The organism is Pseudomonas sp. UBA1879, assembly GCF_002338065.1.
GTDB lineage: Bacteria > Pseudomonadota > Gammaproteobacteria > Pseudomonadales > Pseudomonadaceae > Aquipseudomonas.
In genome coordinates this window covers 254,005-272,647 of record NZ_DDHJ01000001.1, presented here as the reverse complement: position 1 = coordinate 272,647, position 18,643 = coordinate 254,005, and the positions used below count along the sequence as shown (strand labels likewise).

General features: G+C 60.2%; 20 protein-coding genes. 8 read left to right on the top strand and 12 right to left on the bottom strand.

Going from position 1 to position 18,643, the window contains the following annotated elements:
* Positions 1 to 77 precede the first annotated feature (77 nt).
* The 5 genes from B3N48_RS01230 to metE form a co-directional block, all read right to left on the bottom strand.
* Positions 78 to 1,094, bottom strand: a complete 1,017-nt coding sequence (locus B3N48_RS01230) for an ADP-ribosylglycohydrolase family protein (RefSeq protein WP_296178708.1) — start codon at positions 1,092 to 1,094, stop codon at positions 78 to 80.
* The gene (locus B3N48_RS01225; RefSeq protein ID WP_296178707.1) at positions 1,091 to 1,804 is read right to left on the bottom strand and encodes a GntR family transcriptional regulator; all 714 of its coding nucleotides are present in this window, start codon (positions 1,802 to 1,804) and stop codon (positions 1,091 to 1,093) included. The genes B3N48_RS01230 and B3N48_RS01225 overlap by 4 nt, the downstream gene beginning before the upstream one ends.
* A gap of 168 nt (positions 1,805 to 1,972) precedes the next feature.
* Complete coding sequence (locus B3N48_RS01220) at positions 1,973 to 2,641, bottom strand: DsbA family oxidoreductase (protein ID WP_296178706.1); 669 nt, start codon at positions 2,639 to 2,641, stop codon at positions 1,973 to 1,975.
* 218 nt (positions 2,642 to 2,859) lie between these two features.
* Positions 2,860 to 3,852, bottom strand: coding sequence for an alpha/beta fold hydrolase (locus B3N48_RS01215; protein ID WP_296178705.1), 993 nt, complete (start codon positions 3,850 to 3,852; stop codon positions 2,860 to 2,862).
* Between the two features lie 246 nt (positions 3,853 to 4,098).
* Positions 4,099 to 6,438 (bottom strand): 5-methyltetrahydropteroyltriglutamate--homocysteine S-methyltransferase, encoded by a 2,340-nt coding sequence (gene metE, locus B3N48_RS01210; protein ID WP_296178704.1) that lies wholly within the window; start codon positions 6,436 to 6,438, stop codon positions 4,099 to 4,101.
* Between the two features lie 105 nt (positions 6,439 to 6,543).
* Between metE and metR the strand changes: the two genes are divergently transcribed.
* Positions 6,544 to 7,461: a transcriptional regulator MetR gene (gene metR, locus B3N48_RS01205; RefSeq protein WP_166593499.1), complete on the top strand. Its 918-nt coding sequence runs from the start codon at positions 6,544 to 6,546 to the stop codon at positions 7,459 to 7,461.
* Between the two features lie 45 nt (positions 7,462 to 7,506).
* Here metR and B3N48_RS01200 read toward each other — a convergent pair whose 3' ends face one another.
* Both B3N48_RS01200 and ddlA read right to left on the bottom strand, forming a co-directional pair.
* Positions 7,507 to 7,911: an NUDIX hydrolase gene (locus B3N48_RS01200; protein ID WP_296178703.1), complete on the bottom strand. Its 405-nt coding sequence runs from the start codon at positions 7,909 to 7,911 to the stop codon at positions 7,507 to 7,509.
* On the bottom strand, positions 7,908 to 8,999 hold the full coding sequence (ddlA, locus tag B3N48_RS01195; RefSeq protein WP_296178702.1) for a D-alanine--D-alanine ligase: 1,092 nt from the start codon (positions 8,997 to 8,999) through the stop codon (positions 7,908 to 7,910). Before ddlA ends, B3N48_RS01200 begins: the two co-directional genes overlap by 4 nt.
* Before the next feature lie 202 nt (positions 9,000 to 9,201).
* Between ddlA and B3N48_RS01190 the strand changes: the two genes are divergently transcribed.
* The 3 genes from B3N48_RS01190 (at position 9,202) to tsaA (ending at position 11,160) form a co-directional block, all read left to right on the top strand.
* Positions 9,202 to 9,912 (top strand): rRNA pseudouridine synthase, encoded by a 711-nt coding sequence (locus B3N48_RS01190; RefSeq protein ID WP_296178701.1) that lies wholly within the window; start codon positions 9,202 to 9,204, stop codon positions 9,910 to 9,912.
* 65 nt (positions 9,913 to 9,977) lie between these two features.
* The gene (locus B3N48_RS01185) at positions 9,978 to 10,439 is read left to right on the top strand and encodes a DUF1456 family protein (RefSeq protein ID WP_296178700.1); all 462 of its coding nucleotides are present in this window, start codon (positions 9,978 to 9,980) and stop codon (positions 10,437 to 10,439) included.
* A gap of 16 nt (positions 10,440 to 10,455) precedes the next feature.
* A complete protein-coding gene (gene tsaA, locus B3N48_RS01180; protein WP_296178699.1) occupies positions 10,456 to 11,160 on the top strand; it encodes a tRNA (N6-threonylcarbamoyladenosine(37)-N6)-methyltransferase TrmO in 705 nt (234 codons plus the stop codon).
* Positions 11,161 to 11,351: 191 nt separating this feature from the next.
* On the opposite strand, the gene fpr is transcribed toward tsaA, so the two are convergent.
* A complete protein-coding gene (gene fpr, locus B3N48_RS01175; RefSeq protein WP_002554680.1) occupies positions 11,352 to 12,131 on the bottom strand; it encodes a ferredoxin-NADP reductase in 780 nt (259 codons plus the stop codon).
* A 122-nt stretch (positions 12,132 to 12,253) separates the two neighbouring features.
* Between fpr and B3N48_RS01170 the strand changes: the two genes are divergently transcribed.
* Positions 12,254 to 13,180 carry a LysR family transcriptional regulator gene (locus tag B3N48_RS01170; RefSeq protein WP_296178610.1) on the top strand — a complete coding sequence of 309 codons (927 nt, stop codon included), beginning with the start codon at positions 12,254 to 12,256 and terminating at the stop codon, positions 13,178 to 13,180.
* Positions 13,181 to 13,206: 26 nt separating this feature from the next.
* On the opposite strand, the gene B3N48_RS01165 is transcribed toward B3N48_RS01170, so the two are convergent.
* Together B3N48_RS01165 and erdR are read right to left on the bottom strand one after the other, a co-directional pair.
* Complete coding sequence (locus B3N48_RS01165; protein WP_296178608.1) at positions 13,207 to 13,575, bottom strand: diacylglycerol kinase; 369 nt, start codon at positions 13,573 to 13,575, stop codon at positions 13,207 to 13,209.
* 96 nt (positions 13,576 to 13,671) lie between these two features.
* The gene (gene erdR, locus B3N48_RS01160) at positions 13,672 to 14,319 is read right to left on the bottom strand and encodes a response regulator transcription factor ErdR (RefSeq protein ID WP_296178606.1); all 648 of its coding nucleotides are present in this window, start codon (positions 14,317 to 14,319) and stop codon (positions 13,672 to 13,674) included.
* Between the two features lie 227 nt (positions 14,320 to 14,546).
* Here erdR and B3N48_RS01155 point away from each other — a divergent pair, with 227 nt between their 5' ends.
* A complete protein-coding gene (locus tag B3N48_RS01155; protein WP_296178604.1) occupies positions 14,547 to 15,431 on the top strand; it encodes a DMT family transporter in 885 nt (294 codons plus the stop codon).
* A 7-nt stretch (positions 15,432 to 15,438) separates the two neighbouring features.
* Here the strand turns inward: B3N48_RS01155 and B3N48_RS01150 are convergent, their stop codons facing one another.
* A complete protein-coding gene (locus B3N48_RS01150) occupies positions 15,439 to 16,149 on the bottom strand; it encodes a tRNA-uridine aminocarboxypropyltransferase (RefSeq protein WP_296178602.1) in 711 nt (236 codons plus the stop codon).
* 217 nt (positions 16,150 to 16,366) lie between these two features.
* On the opposite strand from B3N48_RS01150, the gene B3N48_RS01145 reads away from it, so the two are divergent.
* Positions 16,367 to 16,795 carry a PA3611 family quorum-sensing-regulated virulence factor gene (locus B3N48_RS01145; RefSeq protein WP_296178600.1) on the top strand — a complete coding sequence of 143 codons (429 nt, stop codon included), beginning with the start codon at positions 16,367 to 16,369 and terminating at the stop codon, positions 16,793 to 16,795.
* A 9-nt stretch (positions 16,796 to 16,804) separates the two neighbouring features.
* On the opposite strand, the gene B3N48_RS01140 is transcribed toward B3N48_RS01145, so the two are convergent.
* Complete coding sequence (locus tag B3N48_RS01140) at positions 16,805 to 16,996, bottom strand: hypothetical protein (protein WP_296178598.1); 192 nt, start codon at positions 16,994 to 16,996, stop codon at positions 16,805 to 16,807.
* 479 nt (positions 16,997 to 17,475) lie between these two features.
* Between B3N48_RS01140 and B3N48_RS01135 the strand changes: the two genes are divergently transcribed.
* Positions 17,476 to 18,585 carry a TIGR00730 family Rossman fold protein gene (locus B3N48_RS01135; protein ID WP_296178596.1) on the top strand — a complete coding sequence of 370 codons (1,110 nt, stop codon included), beginning with the start codon at positions 17,476 to 17,478 and terminating at the stop codon, positions 18,583 to 18,585.
* Positions 18,586 to 18,643: the final 58 nt, after the last annotated feature.

The following is an 18,643-nucleotide window of genomic DNA, read 5'->3' as shown; positions in this document are numbered from 1 at the left end:
ATCCCCAATCGCCCTCTGTGACAGGGCGACGTCTGGATCGTTATTGTTCATTCGGCACGTGATCGCGCCTGTATCAGTCAGGCAGCGCGCAAGGACAGCAAATGTTCGACCAGCGTGGAAAGCTCAAGCCTGTTGACGGTCTGGACCTGCTCGATCAGGTCAGCTGGCCAGACGCCCATGCCCTGACATGCGCCCAACATGGCGCCGAGGATCGCCGCGATGGTGTCGGTGTCTCCGCCAAGACTGGCCGCCATGCACAACGCGTCGAAGGCCGACAATTGGCCGGAGGCGACCTGGTGCGCCAGGGCGAAGGCGGCGATGACCGACTCTTGGGACGCCACCGACGTGCCGATGACGTCGTAAATCAAATCCGGCAGTTGCGTGTTGCTGGACTTGGCGCAGAGCTGTTTGGCCCAGACGATCCGCGCGGAGATTTTTCCACCGGCAATCCAGTGACCATGACGCTCGGCGCGTTCGGCGATACGCGCACCCACCGCCAGCGCCTCATTCAGGCCAAGGCCATTGATCCCCGCCGACACCACAGCGGCCACAGCGGCTGCACTGGAGATGCCGAGCGTCGTGTTGTGAGTCACCTGGCAGGCTTGCACCACTGATTCGACGAACTGCTGCTCATCGGCCACATTCGCCGCAATCCCGACCGGCGTGATGCGCATGGCGGCACCGTTGGTGGTGCCGAAGCGGCCTGCCTCTTCGGGGCTGTGGCCTGCCAGAATCATTTCAATTGCGCGTTTGGTCGACGGGCCGAGCAGATCTTGCGAGCCCTTGGCCTGCATCACCGCTTCCCAGTCGATCAAGCTTTGCGCCAGATCCGACGGCCTGATGAGCCCGCCACCGGCGATCAACAGTTCCGCCACCAACACAGCCTGTTCGGTATCGTCGGTGATCGAGCCGGCGGCCATGTTCGGCGCGATCGGCTGATCGGCGTCGGCGGCCGTCAACGTGGTGATACGGTCGAAGCGCTGCTTGATCTGCTCGCGACTCAGGGATTGCGTGGGCATGCCCAACGCATCGCCCAGGGCCAGGCCGTAAAAAGCGGCCAGCGCGTGGTCGCGGGTGTCGATCAATGCCGTCATGTAGTCGATCCAAAGGCCAGATGTAGACGAAAATGCACGGGATCCAGAAGGCTTTCCACGTGCTCCATGAAACGCTCGCGGCGGTCGAATGTGGTTCGCGTCGCCTTGAGAAAGACTGTGCCCGGCTCGCGCATCATTAGAACGGCGTCGTCCTGACTAAGCGGCTCGGCGCCAATCCACTGATCGCCGCGATCGCCCACGTAGCCATGGGCCGCCAGGGTCACGGTCAGCGAATCGTCGATCAGCCCGTCTCGTGGCAGGTTTTCCAGCCCTTCCACGGCGGGGATCAATACCCGCTCCAGCGACACCACGCTGCCATCGACAGCCGTTCGACGCCGATCCAGCGCCACGAACTCCGTCGTGCCGAATCGCACCGCCAAGTCAGGCCGCTGCACCGCTACCAGGCGCAGAATCTCGGTACTGACCTTCGCACCTGTGTCCGCCAACGCTTGCGCCCAGCCGGCACGCTGGTCCAAGGAAATACCGTCGTAGGTCACGATGGACCCGACGCCGGTCTGCGTCGCGATGTAATTGCGACGCTTCAGCTCGGATAGCGCCTCACGCAGCGTGCCGCGACTGACGTTGAATTCCTGAGCCAGCAGATTCTCACCCGGCAGCAGCTCGCCCGAGCCCATTTGACCGGTTTCAATGCGGCGCGCGAGCTCATTGACCACGCGTTGTTTCTTGTCAAATCGAACCTGTTTAATCATGTACAAATTGATATCCGAAAAAGGTCAGAAGGAGCAAGCAATTTTTAAATCGCAATCGAAGATTTGTTACATCTGTTACGCCGGATTGCGAACAAGCGCAGGGCAGCGAAAATATCGAAAACCCCTACGCGGCAGGCTTGCTCGCACCGACATCCGTTAGCGTAGACGTCACTCTTGTGCGCTAACGACGCTTGATTGTTCGCTGATGATCTGACGAATGGCGCCAACAAACACGTCAACTGGCTGGCCACCCGAGACGGCGTATTGGTCATTGAACACTATGGTAGGCACCGAACTCACGCCCCGGGAAATCCACAATTCTTCCTGCTGGCGTACGTCGGCGGCGTAGGTGTCGGACATCAGAATCGCCTCGGCGCGCTGTCGATCCAGGCCGACTTTCTGTGCGACGTTGGCCAGTATTTCGTGGGAGGAAACGTTGGCGTGCTGGCTGAAATAGGCTACGAACAGCGCCTCTTTCAGCGCCTGCTGCTTGCCCTCCTCTGCCGCCCAATGGATCAGCCGATGGGCGTCGAAGGTGTTGTAGACGCGACGGTCTCCCGGTTTGAACACGAAGCCCAATTCGGCACCGCGCTGACGGATGTTTTCGGCGTTGGCCAGATATTGCTCGCGGGTCGAGCCGTATTTCTGGGTGATGTGCTCGAAAATGTCCTGACCTTCCGGGCCCATCTTCGGGTTCAGTTCGAACGGTTGGAAGTGAATCTGTGCCCGGACTTCATCGCCCAAATGTTCCAGCGCCTGATCCAGCGCGCGCAGACCGATGATGCACCACGGGCAGGCAACATCAGAGATGAAATCGATTTTCAGTGGAATGCTCATGGCAGCCTCGTTCCAAAGCGGAAAAGGTGCACGATACGCCTAGTCGCGCCGACGACAAACTGTGTAGGAGCGTGGCTTGCCCCCCGATCTGCCGGAAACCGGCAGTAAAACCGGATACATGCGGTGTGCCTGAGACACCATGGCCGCGGGTTTTACGACGGGTTCCCCGCCGATCGCGGGACAAGCCACGCTCCTACAATGAGATACGGCGTCAGTGTCTAGAGCTGAGCGACGTGGGACAGGTCCTCGCGATGCTCGCGCAGATACGGCAACACTGCCGCCAGCAAGGGCGCTTTGAACGCTTCCTGAAAACGATGGGCCAAGCCGGGGATCAGCTTCAACCGGCTGCCCTGAATGTGAGCGGCGACGTGAATACCGTGCATCACCGGCAGTAACGGGTCAGCGGTGCCGTGCACCACCAGCGTTGGAACGCGCAGGCGATTTAACAGCTCGACGCGGCTCGGTTCGGCAAGAATCGCCAGAATTTGTCGTTTCACGCCTTCCGGGTTGAACGCTCTGTCGTAGGAAACTGCCGCCTGCTGCAACAATGTTTGCCGATCATCCTTGACCTCCGGACTGCCTAACGCCGCCAGCAAATCCGCTTGTTGTTCGAGTGCCGTCTGACGGTCCGGGGCGCCGCGACGGGCCAACAATTGCAGGAGGGCGGGGCTTGGCATCGGCAGGCCCGGCGCCCCGGAGCTGGTCATGATCAGGGTCAGGCTTTCCACGCGCTCAGGCGCCATGTCCGCCAGGTGTTGAGCGATCATCCCGCCCATGCTGGCGCCCAGCACATGGAACTGTTGAATGTGCAGCGCGCTCATCAGGCCCAGTGCGTCCTGCGCCATGTCGGTCAGGGAATACGGCGCCGACACGGGCAGGCCGATCTTGTAGCGCAACACTTCATAAGTCAGGTTGGCCGTCGCGGGCGCCTGAACCCACGTTGACAGGCCGACGTCACGGTTGTCGTAACGAATCACCCGAAAACCTTGCTGGCACAGCGCGACGACCACCTCGTCCGGCCAATGAATCAGCTGCCCGCCGAGGCCCATGACCAACAGCAGCGCAGGGTCAGCCTCACGCCCGATGCTTTGATACGCCAGGTGCACATCATCCAGCTCGGCCACTTGGGTGGGAACGTCGACATCGCATCGAGAGGCCGCAAAAGACGGCAAGCTGCACATGAGCGCAGCCAGGAAAAAGAAAAACCGCATGGAATACACCGAAACACAGAACCCCAGTAGGCCGCGAGTCTGATGAAGTTTTCCAAAACGCGCTGCCACAGTTGCGTGACATTTTGATGAACGGAGCCGAGCGGCGGTTTTGAGCGGCGAGCTGCGAGCAAGAGCAAGAGCAAGAGCAAGAGCAAGAGCAAGAGCATGGGCAGACCGTTTTCAGGCCGGTGCATCAAAAGATGTCAGATGCACCGGAACCTGCTTTGACTTGCCGCTTGCAGCTCGTCACTCGCGGCTGCCGCCTTGCCACTCGCGGCTGATTCCCTGTCGCAACTGTCGCGCCGCTGCGACCATGTTGATCAGCGCCGCTTCGGTCTCGGGCCAGGCGCGGGTTTTCAGGCCGCAGTCCGGGTTGACCCAAAGACGTTCAGCCGGAACGCGTTGCACGGCCTTGGTCATGAGCTTGACCATCTCGGCCTTCTCCGGCACTCGCGGCGAGTGGATGTCGTAGACGCCCGGGCCGATGTCGTTCGGGTAGTCGAAAGCTTTGAAGGCTTCCAGCAATTCCATGTCCGAGCGCGAGGTCTCGATGGTGATCACGTCGGCGTCCATGGCCGCGATGGACTCGATCACGTCGTTGAATTCGCTGTAGCACATGTGGGTGTGGATCTGCGTTTCATCGCGCACGCCGGAGGCACACAAGCGGAACGCTTCGACGGCCCACTCCAGGTACTCATCCCACTGCGCCCGGCGCAACGGCAGCCCTTCGCGGAACGCCGCTTCATCGATTTGCACAATCTTGATGCCTGCGTTTTCCAGGTCGACCACCTCGTCGCGCAGCGCCAATGCCAATTGTTGCGCCTGCACTTTGCGCGACACATCTTCGCGGGGGAAAGACCACATCAGCATGGTCACCGGACCGGTCAGCATGCCCTTCATCACCTTGGCGGTGAGGCTTTGGGCGTATTCGATCCAGCTGACGGTCATCGCCTGCGGCCGGCTCAGGTCGCCGAAGATCACCGCCGGTTTCACGCAACGCGAACCGTAACTCTGCACCCAGCCAAAGCGGGTGAACGCGTAGCCATCCAGTTGCTCGGCGAAATATTCGACCATGTCATTGCGCTCGGCCTCGCCATGCACCAGCACATCCAGCCCCAAACGCTCCTGAATGTCGACAGCATGACGAATCTCTGCACGCATGGCGTCGTGGTAATCGTTGGCCGACAATTTGCCCTGTTTCCAGGACTGGCGAGCCAGACGAATCGATGCGGTCTGTGGGAATGAGCCAATGGTGGTGGTCGGAAAAGGCGGCAGGTTCAAACGCACACGCTGCACGGCGATGCGCTCGGCAAAGGCCGAATGCCGCTGGCTGTCTGCTGCGGTGATAGCAGCCAGACGTGCCTTCACCTCAGGTTTATGGATTCGGGCCGAGTGTTGGCGGCTCGATTGCACGGCACGGCTTTCAGCGAATGCAGCCTGCACTTCGGGCGCTTGAGGGTCGTTCAAGGCAGTGCTGAGGATCGAAATTTCCGCGCACTTCTGCTTGGCGAAGGCCAGCCAGCTTTTGAGTTCGGCGTCGAGCGCGTCTTCACGCTCCAGGTTGACCGGGCTGTGCAGTAGAGAACACGAACCCGCGACCCACAGGTTGTCGCCAAACCGCAGCTGCGCCTCAATCAACAGCTCGAGGGCCGCTTCCAGGTCGCAGCGCCAGACATTGCGGCCATTGACCACCCCAAGGGACAGCACTTTGTAGGTCGGCAGACGATCGAGCAGCGCAGGCAATTGCTCAGGGGCACGCACCAGATCGACGTGAAGGCCGTCCACTGGCAGCGAAACCGCGAGGCCGAGGTTGTCTTCCAGCCCCCCGAAGTAAGTGGCGACCAGTTTTTTAAGGGGCGAGTATTGCAGGCTGTGGTAGGCGCGTTCGAAGGCGTTTTTCCAGTCCTGCGGCAGATCAAGGCTCAGGATAGGCTCATCGATCTGCACCCACTCAACGCCCTGCCCCGCCAGACGCCCGAGAATTTCGCCGTAGATCGGCAGCAGACGGTCCAGCAGTTCGAGCTTGTCGAAGCTGTCGCCTTTCGCCTTGCCGAGCCACAGATAGGTCAGCGGGCCGATGATCACCGGCTTGACCCTATGACCCAATGCCCGCGCTTCTTCGACTTCGTCGAACAACTGCTCCCAGCTCAGTTTGAAGCGTTGGTCCTGGGTGAATTCCGGTACGAGGTAGTGGTAGTTGGTGTCGAACCATTTGGTCAGCTCCTGGGCATGGTGGGCCTTGCCGTGGCGGCCGCCGCAGCAACCAGCGCTAGCGCCGCGTGCCATGGCGAACAGGGTATCGAGGTTGGGCAACCCTTTGTCGTCGCGCAGGTCGACGAAGCGCTCGGGGATGACGCCGAAGGTCAGCGAATGGGTCAACACCTGGTCGTACCAAGCGAAATCCCCTACGGGCAGCAGGTCGATGCCTGCGTCCTTCTGAAGCTGCCAGTGCGTAGCGCGCAGATCACGTCCTACGGCCAGCAGCGCGGCTTGGTCGATATCGCCCTTCCAATAGGCTTCGAGGGCTTTCTTCAATTCACGATCAGCGCCGATGCGCGGAAATCCTAAGTTATGGGCCAGGGCCATGATGACGTCTCCTACAAAAGATGGCGCCATTGTCGACACTGCGCCCGACATGAGACAAACTCATTGTTTTCGCGTTGATCACAAAATTCATTCATGGAGCGCCCGGTGCTTGAGATACGCCATCTGAAAACATTGCATGCGCTGCGCGAGGCCGACAGCCTGGTCGACGCCGCTGACCGACTGCACCTGACGCAATCCGCGCTATCTCACCAGTTCAAGGAATTGGAAGAGCGCATGGGCATGCCGCTGTTCGTGCGCAAGACCAAACCGGTGCGTTTCACCAGCGCGGGCTTACGACTGCTGCAACTCGCGGACTCGGTGCTGCCGCAACTTCGCAATGCCGAGCGCGACATCTCGCGGCTGGCCGGTGGCGTGGCAGGTCGTCTGCACATGGCCATTGAATGCCACAGTTGTTTTCAATGGCTGATGCCGACCATCGATCAGTTCCGCGATGCGTGGCCGGAGGTCGAACTGGACTTGGCCTCGGGTTTCGCTTTTGCGCCCCTGCCCGCCCTCGCCCGAGGCGATCTGGATCTGGTGGTGACGTCCGACCCTGTGGACCTGCCAGGCATTACCTACGTGCCGCTGTTCACGTACGAAGCCATGCTCGCGGTGGCCAATCAGCACGCGCTGGCGAGCAAGCCGTTCGTGGTGCCGGAGGACTTGGCGAGCGAAACGCTGATCACCTACCCGGTGGAGCGGGATCGTCTGGACATCTTCACCCGCTTTCTGGAACCGGCTGACATCGAACCGGCGCAGGTTCGCACGTCCGAGCTGACTGTCATGATGATGCAGCTTGTCGCCAGTGGCCGAGGCGTGTGTGGGATGCCGCACTGGGCGCTGCATGAATACAGCTCACGGGGTTATGTGAAAGCCAAGCGACTGGGCGAGAAAGGCCTGTTCGCCACGCTCTACGCCGCCATCCGCGCCGACATGCTCGACGCGCCCTACATGCGGGATTTTCTGCTGACGGCGAAGGACACGTCGTTTTCGACCCTGGATGGGGTGAGCGCGGTGCGTTGAGCTGAGGTCATGGCGGGAGTGAGCGGGCTCACTCCCGAGGGAGATTCATGCGATCTGAAGTGTGCGATACAACGGCAGAATCGAATCTTGGGTCAATGGCGCCAGGTGCAGGTGATCCACACTCCCGGCGTCGATCCAGACGACCTCCTCAATCTCCGCCGCCGGCACCACATCCTGATCCACGTCCAGCCGATACAGCTGGCAGTTCACTTCAAAACCTGGCTCGTTCGCCGCCATCGCCGAGAACTCGCCGAGAAACGCTGCCTGATCAGGCTCGATCCGCAGCCCCAGCTCCTCGTGCAGCTCCCGCGCCAGCGCAACGGGCGCGGTTTCACCCGCATCGATTTTCCCGCCCGGTTGCATGAACGCTTGAGTCCCGCGCTTGCGCACCAGCAGGGTCCGGCCATCCGCGCCAATCAGCAAGGCCGCGGCGATGCGGATGACCTTCACAGCACCACCTCGGTTTTCAGCGCGCGGGCTTCCTCGGCACGCTCAAGGGCCAGCACAATCAGCCGGTCGATCAGTTCCGGGTAGCTCAAGCCGCTGGCCTGCCAGAGTTTCGGGTACATGCTGATCGAGGTGAAGCCGGGCAGCGTGTTGACCTCGTTGATGATGATTTCCCGCGCCTCGGTGACGAAGAAGTCCACCCGCGACAGCCCCGCGCAGCCCAGCACGCGATAAGCCTGCAACGCGACTTCACGGACTTCATCGCTCAGGTCGGTCGGCAAGTCGGCAGGGATCGCGATGCGAGCCTGACCATCGTTCAGGTACTTGGTGTCGTAGGCATAGAACTCGTCGTTGGCCACCACTTCGCCGCACACGCTCACTTGCGGTTCATGGTTGCCCAGCACCGCGCATTCCACCTCGCGACCGACGATGCCCTGCTCGATCAGCACCTTGTTGTCGTAGTCGAAGGCCAGCTTCAAAGCGGCGTCATAGGTCGCCTGATCGGTGACTTTACTCACGCCCACCGAAGAGCCCTGACTGGCCGGTTTGACGAACAGCGGCAATCCCAGCTGGGCCGAGACGCTGACAAAATCCACCGACTCACCGCGGTGCAGCACCACGAATGGCGCCACGGCGATGCCCGCGTCACGCAGCAGCCGCTTGGTGACGTCCTTGTCCATGCACACCGCCGAGCCCAGCACGTCAGGGCCTACGCACGGAATGTCGAGCAGCCTCAGCAGGCCTTGAAGCGCGCCGTCTTCACCCGTGCTGCCGTGGATCAGCGGGAACACCACGTCGATGCGCGGCAGGTCCAGACCCGTGTCCACTTCGACGAATTGCGGGCCTTGCGTACCCGGTCTCAACGACAGCAGACGACCCGACTCGCTGAGCTTGATGCGCGCGGGGTCGTTAGCGTTCTGCAGGTAATCGCGCTCATCGAAACGCAGCCAGTGGCCCTGTTTGTCGATGCCGATGAGGGTGATGTAGTAGGTGTTGCGATCAATCGCATTGATCACGTTGCGCGCCGATTGCAACGACACTTCATGCTCGGAGGATTGCCCACCGAAAACGATGGCGACTGACTTTTTCAAAGGGGTAGCTCCTGGATTTCAGGCCGCAGAGTCAAAAGCAATTTGCCTCGTTAGTCCAGCCCCGAGGGGTGTTTGGTTGACGGAATGCAGGAAAGATGACGCGCCGAACCGGCCCCTTCGGCAACCATTTTCAACGTGCCCGCGATTAACGCAGCCTGCGCGGGTACAATGGCCGCCTTTCCCTCCTGTTACGGCTTTCCTCATGACTGACCCCATTCGCCTTTCCAAACGCCTCATCGAGCTGGTCGGCTGCTCCCGACGCGAGGCCGAGTTGTTCATCGAGGGTGGCTGGGTGACAGTGGACGGCGTGGTCGTCGACGAGCCGCAATACAAGGTCGAGGACCAGACCGTCGTCCTCAGCCCCGACGCCAAGGCCGTCACCCCGGAAGCCGTGACGATCCTGTTCAACGTGCCAGCGGGCATGTCCCCCGAGCAGGCCCTGCCGCTGATCACACCGGCCACGTTGTCGTCCGAGCACAGCATCGGCAAGCGCCCGCTCAAGGGTCACTTCTTGCGACTGGAAGCGATTTCCACCCTGCAAACCAACGCCAGCGGCCTGATGGTGTTCAGCCAGGACTGGAAGATCCTGCGCAAGCTCACCGATGACCGCAGCAAAATCGAGCAGGAATACGTGGTCGAAATCGACGGCGACATGGTCGCCCACGGTCTCAATCGCTTGAATCACGGCCTGATGTACAAAGGCAAAGAGCTGCCCAAAGTCAAAGCCAGCTGGCAGAACGAGACCCGCCTGCGCTTCGCCATGAAAAACCCGCAACCGGGCGTCATCGCCCAACTGTGCGAGGCGGTGGGCCTGAAGGTCGTGTCCATTCGCCGGATTCGCGTCGGCGGCGTGTCCATCGGCAAGGTGCCCGAAGGCCAGTGGCGCTACATGACCGACAAAGAAAAGTTTTGACCCCCTCTTTTTCGAGCGCTGCGTTTCTCGCACGCCGACACCCGATCGATCAGGAAACACGCACCATGATGAACAACGACGTATTGCGTAGCATCCGCTACATGCTTGATATCAGCGACGCCAAGGTGGTGGAAATCGCCAAACTGGGCGGCATTGACGTGACCAAGGCGCAGATCATTGCCTTCACCAAAAAGGATGAAGAAGAAGGTTTCGAGCCGTGCAGCGATGAAATCATGGCGCACTTTCTCGATGGTCTGGTGTTCTTCAAGCGCGGCAAGGATGAAAGTCGTCCGCCACTGCCCGTCGAGCTGCCGATGACCAACAACATCGTCCTTAAAAAGCTGCGGGTAGCTTTCGAGCTCAAAGAAGAAGACATGCACGCAGTCCTCAAGGCGTCGGATTTTCCTGTATCCAAGCCGGAGCTGAGTGCGCTGTTCCGCAAGCCCGGGCACAACAACTACCGGCCCTGCGGCGATCAATTGCTGCGCAATTTCCTGCGTGGCCTGACGCTGCGCGTTCGTGGCTGAGCCTGTCGATCCCGCGATGAACCCGACTTACAGCGTCGCTCCTATCGGTTTCCTGCGTTCCTGCTTCAAGGAAAAATTCGCCATTCCGCGCCAGCCGCAGCTCGCCCCAGCCGCGCGTGGGGTACTCGAACTGGTGGCGCCGTTCGATCAGGGCGACGCCGTGCAGGGGCTGGAGCAGGTCAGTCACGTCTGGCTGCTGTTTCTGTTTCACGAGGCGCTGGAAGACAAGCCGCGACTCAAGGTCCGCCCACCTCGCTTGGGCGGCAATCAGTCGATGGGCGTGTTCGCCACCCGTGCCACCCATCGCCCCAACGGCATCGGCCAGTCGGTGGTCAAGCTGGATAAGGTCGAAGCCGGTCGTCTATGGCTGTCGGGCATCGATCTGCTGGACGGCACGCCAGTGCTGGACGTCAAACCCTACGTGCCGTACGCCGATATCGTCAGCCATGCGAGCAATTCCATGGCCGCAGCGGCGCCAGAGCTGATCCCTGTGACATGGGACGACACCGCGCTGCGTCAGGCTCGCGAACACGGGCAACGCTTAGGCGAACCGCTGATCGAACTGATCGAGCAGTGCCTGGCACAAGACCCCCGCCCGGCGTATCAGCAACCGGCGCCTGAACGCCGTTATGGCGCGCAGTTCTGGGACCTGGACGTGCGCTGGCATTACCCGCAGCCGGGGCAGATTCGGGTGCTGGAAGTGGTGCTGCCCAGCAACTGACCCGTTGACATGCGCGCACAAAAAAACCGCCTGGTCCGTGACCTCCAGGCGGTTTTTTTCAGACGCCCAAATTGCGGGTGCCTGTACTGACTTATTCGCGGATGAATCCACCCACACAGTCACTGTGCGAGGGTTTCATCCGCGATGGGGTCAACGCTGAAGCTGCTGCGCGTTACAGCAGGCTATCGGGCTTACTTCTCGACGAATGCGCGCTCGATCAGATAGTCACCCGGTTCGCGCATCCGCGGCGACACAGTCAGGCCGAAGCTGTTCAGGACTTCGCTGGTCTCGTCGAGCATGCTTGGGCTGCCGCAGAGCATGGCACGGTCGTCTTGAGGGTTGATCGGTGGCAGACCAATGTCACTGAACAGCTTGCCGCTGCGCATCAGGTCGGTCAGACGGCCTTCGTTTTCGAACGGCTCGCGAGTCACGGTCGGGTAGTAGATCAGCTTGTCGCGCAGTGCTTCGCCGAAGAACTCATTCTGTGGCAAATGCTCGGTGATGAATTCGCGGTAGGCGACTTCGTTCACGTAACGCACGCCGTGGCACAGGATGACCTTCTCGAAACGCTCATAGGTTTCAGGGTCCTGGATAACGCTCATGAACGGCGCCAGACCGGTGCCAGTGCTGAGCAGATACAGGTGTTTGCCAGGCTTGAGGTCGTCCAGCACCAGCGTGCCCGTAGGCTTTTTGCTGATGATGATTTCATCGCCTTCCTTCAAGTGTTGCAGCTGGGAGGTCAGCGGACCGTCCGGCACCTTGATGCTGAAGAACTCCAGATGCTCTTCCCAGTTCGGGCTGGCGATGGAGTAGGCACGCATGAGCGGGCGCCCGTTTGGCTGCTGCAGACCGATCATCACGAATTGACCGTTCTCGAAGCGCAGACCTGGATCACGGGTGCACTTGAAACTGAAGAGCGTGTCGTTCCAATGATGAACGCTGAGGACACGCTCGTGATTCATGTTGCTCATGGTACGTGGGAACTCCTGAAAATATGCGTGCGCCGACGAAAGCGCCATTGCGCGACATTCTAGTGGCAGACACAATATCTGTTAACTGGATTATCAAGATATGGGTTATCGGTTATATAGATATGCGATTCACTCTCCGTCAACTGCAAGTATTTGTCGCTGTGGCCCAGCAGGAAAGCGTTTCCCGCGCGGCCGTGCTCCTGTCGTTGTCGCAATCCGCTGCCAGCACTTCGATTACCGAACTCGAGCGGCAATCCAGCTGCCAGTTGTTCGACCGAGCCGGCAAACGCCTGAGTCTGAACGCGACGGGCCGACAATTGTTGCCCCAAGCGGTGGCCCTGCTCGACCAGGCCAAGGAAATCGAAGACCTGCTCAACGGCAAATCTGGCTTCGGCTCGCTCGCCGTCGGCGCGACGCTGACCATCGGCAACTACCTGGCGACCTTGCTCATCGGCAGTTACATGCAGCGTCATCCGGAAAGCCAAGTGAAGCTGCACGTGCAGAACACCGCCAACATCGTGCAACAGGTCGCCCATTATGAAATCGACCTGGGCCTGATCGAAGGTGATTGCAGCCATCCGGATATCGAGGTGCAAACCTGGGTCGAGGATGAACTGGTGGTGTTCTGCGCGCCCCAGCATCCATTGGCTAAACGGGGCCACGCCACATTGGCCGAGTTGACCCGCGAGGCGTGGATTTTGCGTGAGCAAGGTTCAGGCACCCGACTGACGTTCGATCAGGCGATGCGTCATCACCTCACCAGCCTCAACGTGCGACTCGAGCTGGAACACACCGAAGCGATCAAACGGGCCGTGGAGTCGGGTCTGGGGATTGGCTGCATTTCGCGGCTGGCACTGCGGGATGCGTTTCGTCGGGGCAGCCTGGTGGCTATCGAAACCCCGGAGCTGGACCTGGTTCGCCAGTTTTATTTCATCTGGCACAAACAGAAGTATCAGACCAACGCGATTCGAGAGTTTCTCGACCTGTGCCGCGCGTTCACCGCAGGGGTGCGGCGCAGTGATGAAATCGTGCTCCCCAGCATCGCCTGACACGACGCCAGGCAGCGAACATTGATTCAACCCAGCAGAATCAGCCCCCATACCACTGCAATCATGCTCAACGCCACGAACTGAGCCGCGCTGCCCATGTCCTTGGCGTTCTTCGACAGTGGGTGGCGGTCCAGCGAAATGCGGTCAATGGCGGCTTCGATGGCGGAGTTCAGCAATTCGACAATGAGCGCCAGCAGGCACACGGCGATCAGAATCGCCCGCTCACCCCGACTGACATGGAACGCGAACGACAGGGGAATCAGGATGACGTTGAGCAACACCAACTGACGGAATGCGGCTTCGCCTTTGAAGGCAGCGGTCAGTCCGTCGAGGGAGTAGCCGGAAGCATTGAGAATACGTTTCAGGCCGGTCTGGCCCTTGAATGGCGACGTCATAAAAGAAACTACTGATCAGTGAAGACGATGGAGGCTAGTTCAGCGGCGGTCAAAAAAGTGTGAAGAAGCACCGCTGAAAGGCCCGCTGGAGCGCGCTTAGTTTGGCGAAATAGATTCGAGTTGTTGCAGCAACAATGCCGCTTGAGTGCGGGTGCGCACATTCAGCTTGCGGAAAATCGCGGTGACGTGAGCCTTGATCGTGGCTTCCGACACGCTGAGTTCATAGGCGATCTGCTTGTTCAGCAGGCCTTCGCACACCATGGTCAATACCCGGAACTGCTGCGGCGTGAGGCTGGCAAGGCCCTCGCTGGCGGCCTTGGCCTCTGGCGAGACGCTCACGCTTTCGTTGACCTGCGACGGCCACCAGACATCGCCATCGAGCACGGTGCGGACCGCTTGCTGAATGGTTTCCAATGAACTGGACTTGGGGATGAAACCACTGGCGCCGAACTCGCGGGACTTGACCACCACGGCAGCTTCTTCCTGAGCCGAGACCATCACTACAGGCACCTGCGGGTACTGGCCTCGCAACAGCACCAACCCTGAAAAACCATAGGCGCCGGGCATGTTGAGGTCCAGAAGAACGAGGTCCCAGTCGGCTTTCTCAGTCAGGCGTGTTTCCAGATCGGCGATGCTTTCGGCTTCGACCAATCGAGCGTCCGGGCCGAGGCCCAAGCTGAGGGCTTGATGCAAGGCACTGCGAAACAAAGGGTGGTCATCGGCGATCAGGATTTCGTAGGTCATTTCATGATCCTGTTTATAAGTGAGCGCCGACGGATTCAGCCCTCACGATGGCACCCACAGATGCCAGCCTTCACGGTGTGTCGATCTGACGCACGTCATACCACCCAATGCAGGCAGATCACGTCGTTCAGGCTTTCACGCGGCGCCAAGAATGCCCAGCACGACCGGGGTGGTCAAGCTTGACGGTTTACGGCACAGTTCGCGCCCCAGCCTTGACGAGTGCCATCATGCAAAACCACGCCCTGCGAGCGGATCTGCTCATGCTCCTGACCGCGCTGATCTGGGGCAGCGGTTTCGTCGCCCAAACCGCTGGCATGGATCACATCGGGCCCTATCTGTTTTCAGGGTTACGTTTCGCGCTCGGTTCACTTTGCCTGCTGCCTTTGATACTTCGCCGACCGGCGACAGGGCCTCGGCCGGAGCCCCTGCTGACGCGCGGCTTGCTGCAGGGCGGCATCGTCATGGGCCTCGCGTTGGCGCTGGGCATCAACCTGCAACAGGTCGGCCTGTTATTCACGAGCGTCACCAACTCGGGCTTCATCACCGGACTGTACGTGATTGTAGTGCCCATTCTCGGCCTGTTCCTGGGCCATAAAACAGGCCTTGGCACTTGGTTGGGCTGCGTACTCGCGGTGGTGGGAATGTGCTTGCTGAGCGTGGGAGACAACTTCCATGTGGCACCTGGCGACTGGCTGCAATTGATCGGCGCCTTTGTCTGGGGCGGCCATGTGATTCTGGTGGGAGTATTCGCCGGCCGGCATGACCCGGTCCGTCTGGCCTTTCTGCAGTTCGTAACCTGCTCGGTGGTCAGCCTGATCCTTGCCCTGATCTTCGAGCCGATTGCGCTGGACGCAATCCTCGCAGCAACCCCGGCTGTGGCCTATGGCGGCGTGGTCGCTGTCGGCGTCGGCTACACCCTGCAAGTCATCGCGCAAAAACACGCCATTGCCTCCCACGCCGCAATCATCCTGTCGCTGGAAGCCGTGTTCGCCGCCATCGCCGGCGCCTGGTTTCTGGGCGAGGCGCTGCAACTGCGCGGCTATGTGGGTTGTGCATTGATGCTGGCGGGGATGTTGCTGGCGCAGCTGTGGCCAAGGAAAACACACAGCTGACCACGCGCTATATAAATGCCTTCAGAAAATCATGCGGGGCGTCGTTCGGATCGATGGGCAGCTGAAATTTTGCGCCGAGATAGTGCGCGCTGAACACGTCCAGATAGGCGTCCAGCACCCTCGCCGCCCGCTGATCATCCGCCAGCTCCAGACACAACGCTGCGACTTCGGCGGTGCAGAAGTGATCATCGCGTTTCGAGCGACGCAGGCGGTAACGCGACATCTGCTCCGGCGCGAGGCTCAGCACCGGCAGTTGGTCCAGGTACGGGCTCTTGCGAAACATCTTGCGCGCTTCCGGCCATGTGGCATCGAGCAGGATGAACAGCGGCCGTTTACCCGTTTCAACCTTGACCTCGTTGACCACGCGCTCGGCTGCCACAAATTCGCCGGGGAACACGATGTACGGCTGCCACTGCGGGTCGTTCAACAGCGCGGGCAACCTCTCGTCGATGTCCGTTCGCGACCAGCCGAAAGCGGCCGTGTCCTTGATCACGTCCGCGATCAACCAACCGGTATTGGTGGGTTTGAGCGGTTCGGTGTCGTACATCAACAGGCACACTGCCGATTTGGCCTCAACCGTCGGCTTCCATGCGCACAGACAGTAAGACTCGATCACCCGACACCCCTCACAGCGGGGAGCCCGGGAGCCTCGAGCGATGAACGGCTTGGTGCTGCGGGCGAGTCGTTCGGCGCGCAGACGGGAAACGGCATGGCTCACGGGATAAGGTACCCAAACGTGGCCATGAGGCAGCAGAAAGGCGAAAACACGGGCAGCATCCGGCAGTAAAAAGTCGGCGCAGTCTACCAGAGCCGCCCCGTTCTCTGGTGTCCGCCAAGGCGACTCCCTATACTGCTCGGCCTCGAACGCCATCGTCACCCGTGAACGTCAACCGTCGCTGTCGGTCCAACAACGTTCACTGCCCCAGGAGAGTCCAATGCTGCGTCTTATCGCCCCTACCCTCACGCTTTTGCTCGTCGCCCCGCTGTTCGCCAATGCGGCGTCCAAACAGGACTACGAACTCAACAAAGAGCTGGAACAAGTCGCGGCGAAAAGCAACGTCGGAAAGCCCAACGCGATCAGCGAAGACATCCTCGACGAAGGCTACACCGTCGACGGGCGCGTGCTGATCGATCACTTGAGCGTCCAGGCCGGCCAGGCGGCACAGATGCGCGAGAATCCGGAACTGATGGGTCGTCAGTTGGGCACCAGTGTCTGTCGCAACCCCGGCTATCGTCAGCTCATGGCCAAAGGCGCGATCCTGCGCTACGAGTTCAAGGAATACAAAACCAACCGGTTGATCACGACGCAGCAGATCACTGCCGCTGACTGCGCCGCTAAAGCGCCCGCCACCAAGAAGAAATAACCACCCTTTTCAAGACGCCGCGCGCCGCTGCTGATCTTCGGCGCGCAACTCGGCGACCAGCGCCTGAAGATAATACGAACGCCTGCCGTTCTGACTCAGACGCCTGATGCACTCCTGCTCCAGGGTCGAATGGCTTCTTCGCGCCGCCTCGTTCAACCGCCGATACAAGTCTTGATCGACTTCCAGCCTGATGACTTTCATTTCGTCCCTCCGTGGGGCTGTCCACGTCAAACTTCAGACGTGGGCGAACCTCGACGACTTCTCGTCGGCGTGCGCGCCTCAACCAGCGCGATGCGACGCTATCCAGCTTGCACGGGCATTAATCCTGCCCTCTTCAGTAAATCAGAGCCTACACCTCAGGCTGGACCGACCGACGAGCGGGAAAACATTCACGCCGCGAATCAGAAGGGGCATTGCCAGCCTTTATATTCGGGCACATCATCGGGCCACCACTTACACGATCAGTCATGGTTTCGTGACGCGCTCAAGGCAAAAGGGGGTTGCCTGTCGCGGTCGTTGCGCTCAATGTTTTTTCTTTTCAACCAAGGACCTCGCCAGAATCAGCGTGGCGCTACCCTGTTGCCGCCCCGATGAGCCTTCCTGAAGAGAGGCCAGCAGTAGGCGTCGTGATCCTGTCTACCTGAACAGGATCACTGATTCTGCAGAAGGAGAAAGTGTGTATGCCTTACGTACCCAATGATGTGTTGTCTCGCCATTTCCAAGACAACGGGATTGACTTGTCCAGGATCGAAGAACAGCTCAGCCTGGTCGCCCCCAACAGCCCGAACCTTCCGCTCTACCGCGACATGATGCTCACCGTCCTGCGCATGGCTCACGATGACCGCAACCGTTGGAACGCCAAAATCACGCTGCAAGCCCTGCGCGAACTGGACAACGCTTTTCGCGTGCTCGAACAGTTTCGTGGACGTCGCAAGGTCACAGTGTTCGGGTCGGCGCGTACGCCGGTCGAACACCCCATCTACGCCTTGGCTCGCGAGCTCGGCAGAAAGCTCGCAGCGTCCGACATGATGGTAATTACCGGCGCCGGTGGCGGCATCATGGCAGCCGCCCACGAAGGGGCCGGCCTCGATTACAGCCTGGGCTTCAATATCACGTTGCCTTTTGAACAGCATGCCAACGCCACCGTTGACGGCACTGGCAACCTGCTGCCTTTCCACTTTTTCTTTACTCGCAAGCTGTTCTTCGTCAAAGAAGCCGATGCGCTGGTGCTGTGCCCCGGCGGTTTCGGTACGCTGGACGAAGCGCTGGAGGTGCTGACGCTCGTCCAGACCGGCAAAAGCCCACTGGTCCCCATCGTGCTGCTGGACGCCCCTGGCGGTACGTTTTGGGAAGGCGCGCTGGCTTTCATCAGGAACGAACTGGAAGCCAATCGCTACATCCTGCCAACCGACATGAATCTGCTGAAGCTGGTTTACAGCGCCGACGAAGCGGTGGATGAAATCAATCGGTTCTACAGCAACTTTCACTCAAGCCGCTGGTTAAAAAACACCTTTGTGATTCGCATGCATCACCCGTTGAGTGAAGAGGCTCTCGCTCATCTTCAAGACGCTTTTGCCGACTTGCGTCTGAGCGAGGACTTCCATCAACACGGGCATCAAGACGAGCACGACGACGAGCAATTGAGTCACCTCACGCGGCTTGCGTTTAAATTCAATGGTCGCAACCAGGGACGCCTGAGAGCGCTGGTCGATTACATCAACCTGAGTGAGAACTGGGCGAGCCCCGTGCAGGCTCAGCACATGCGTGCCCAGCCTTTGAAAACCACTTGAAAGCCCGTCGCTAGCAGTACAGCTTGCCCGGATGCGGTGTCTCCGACGCCGCATTCGT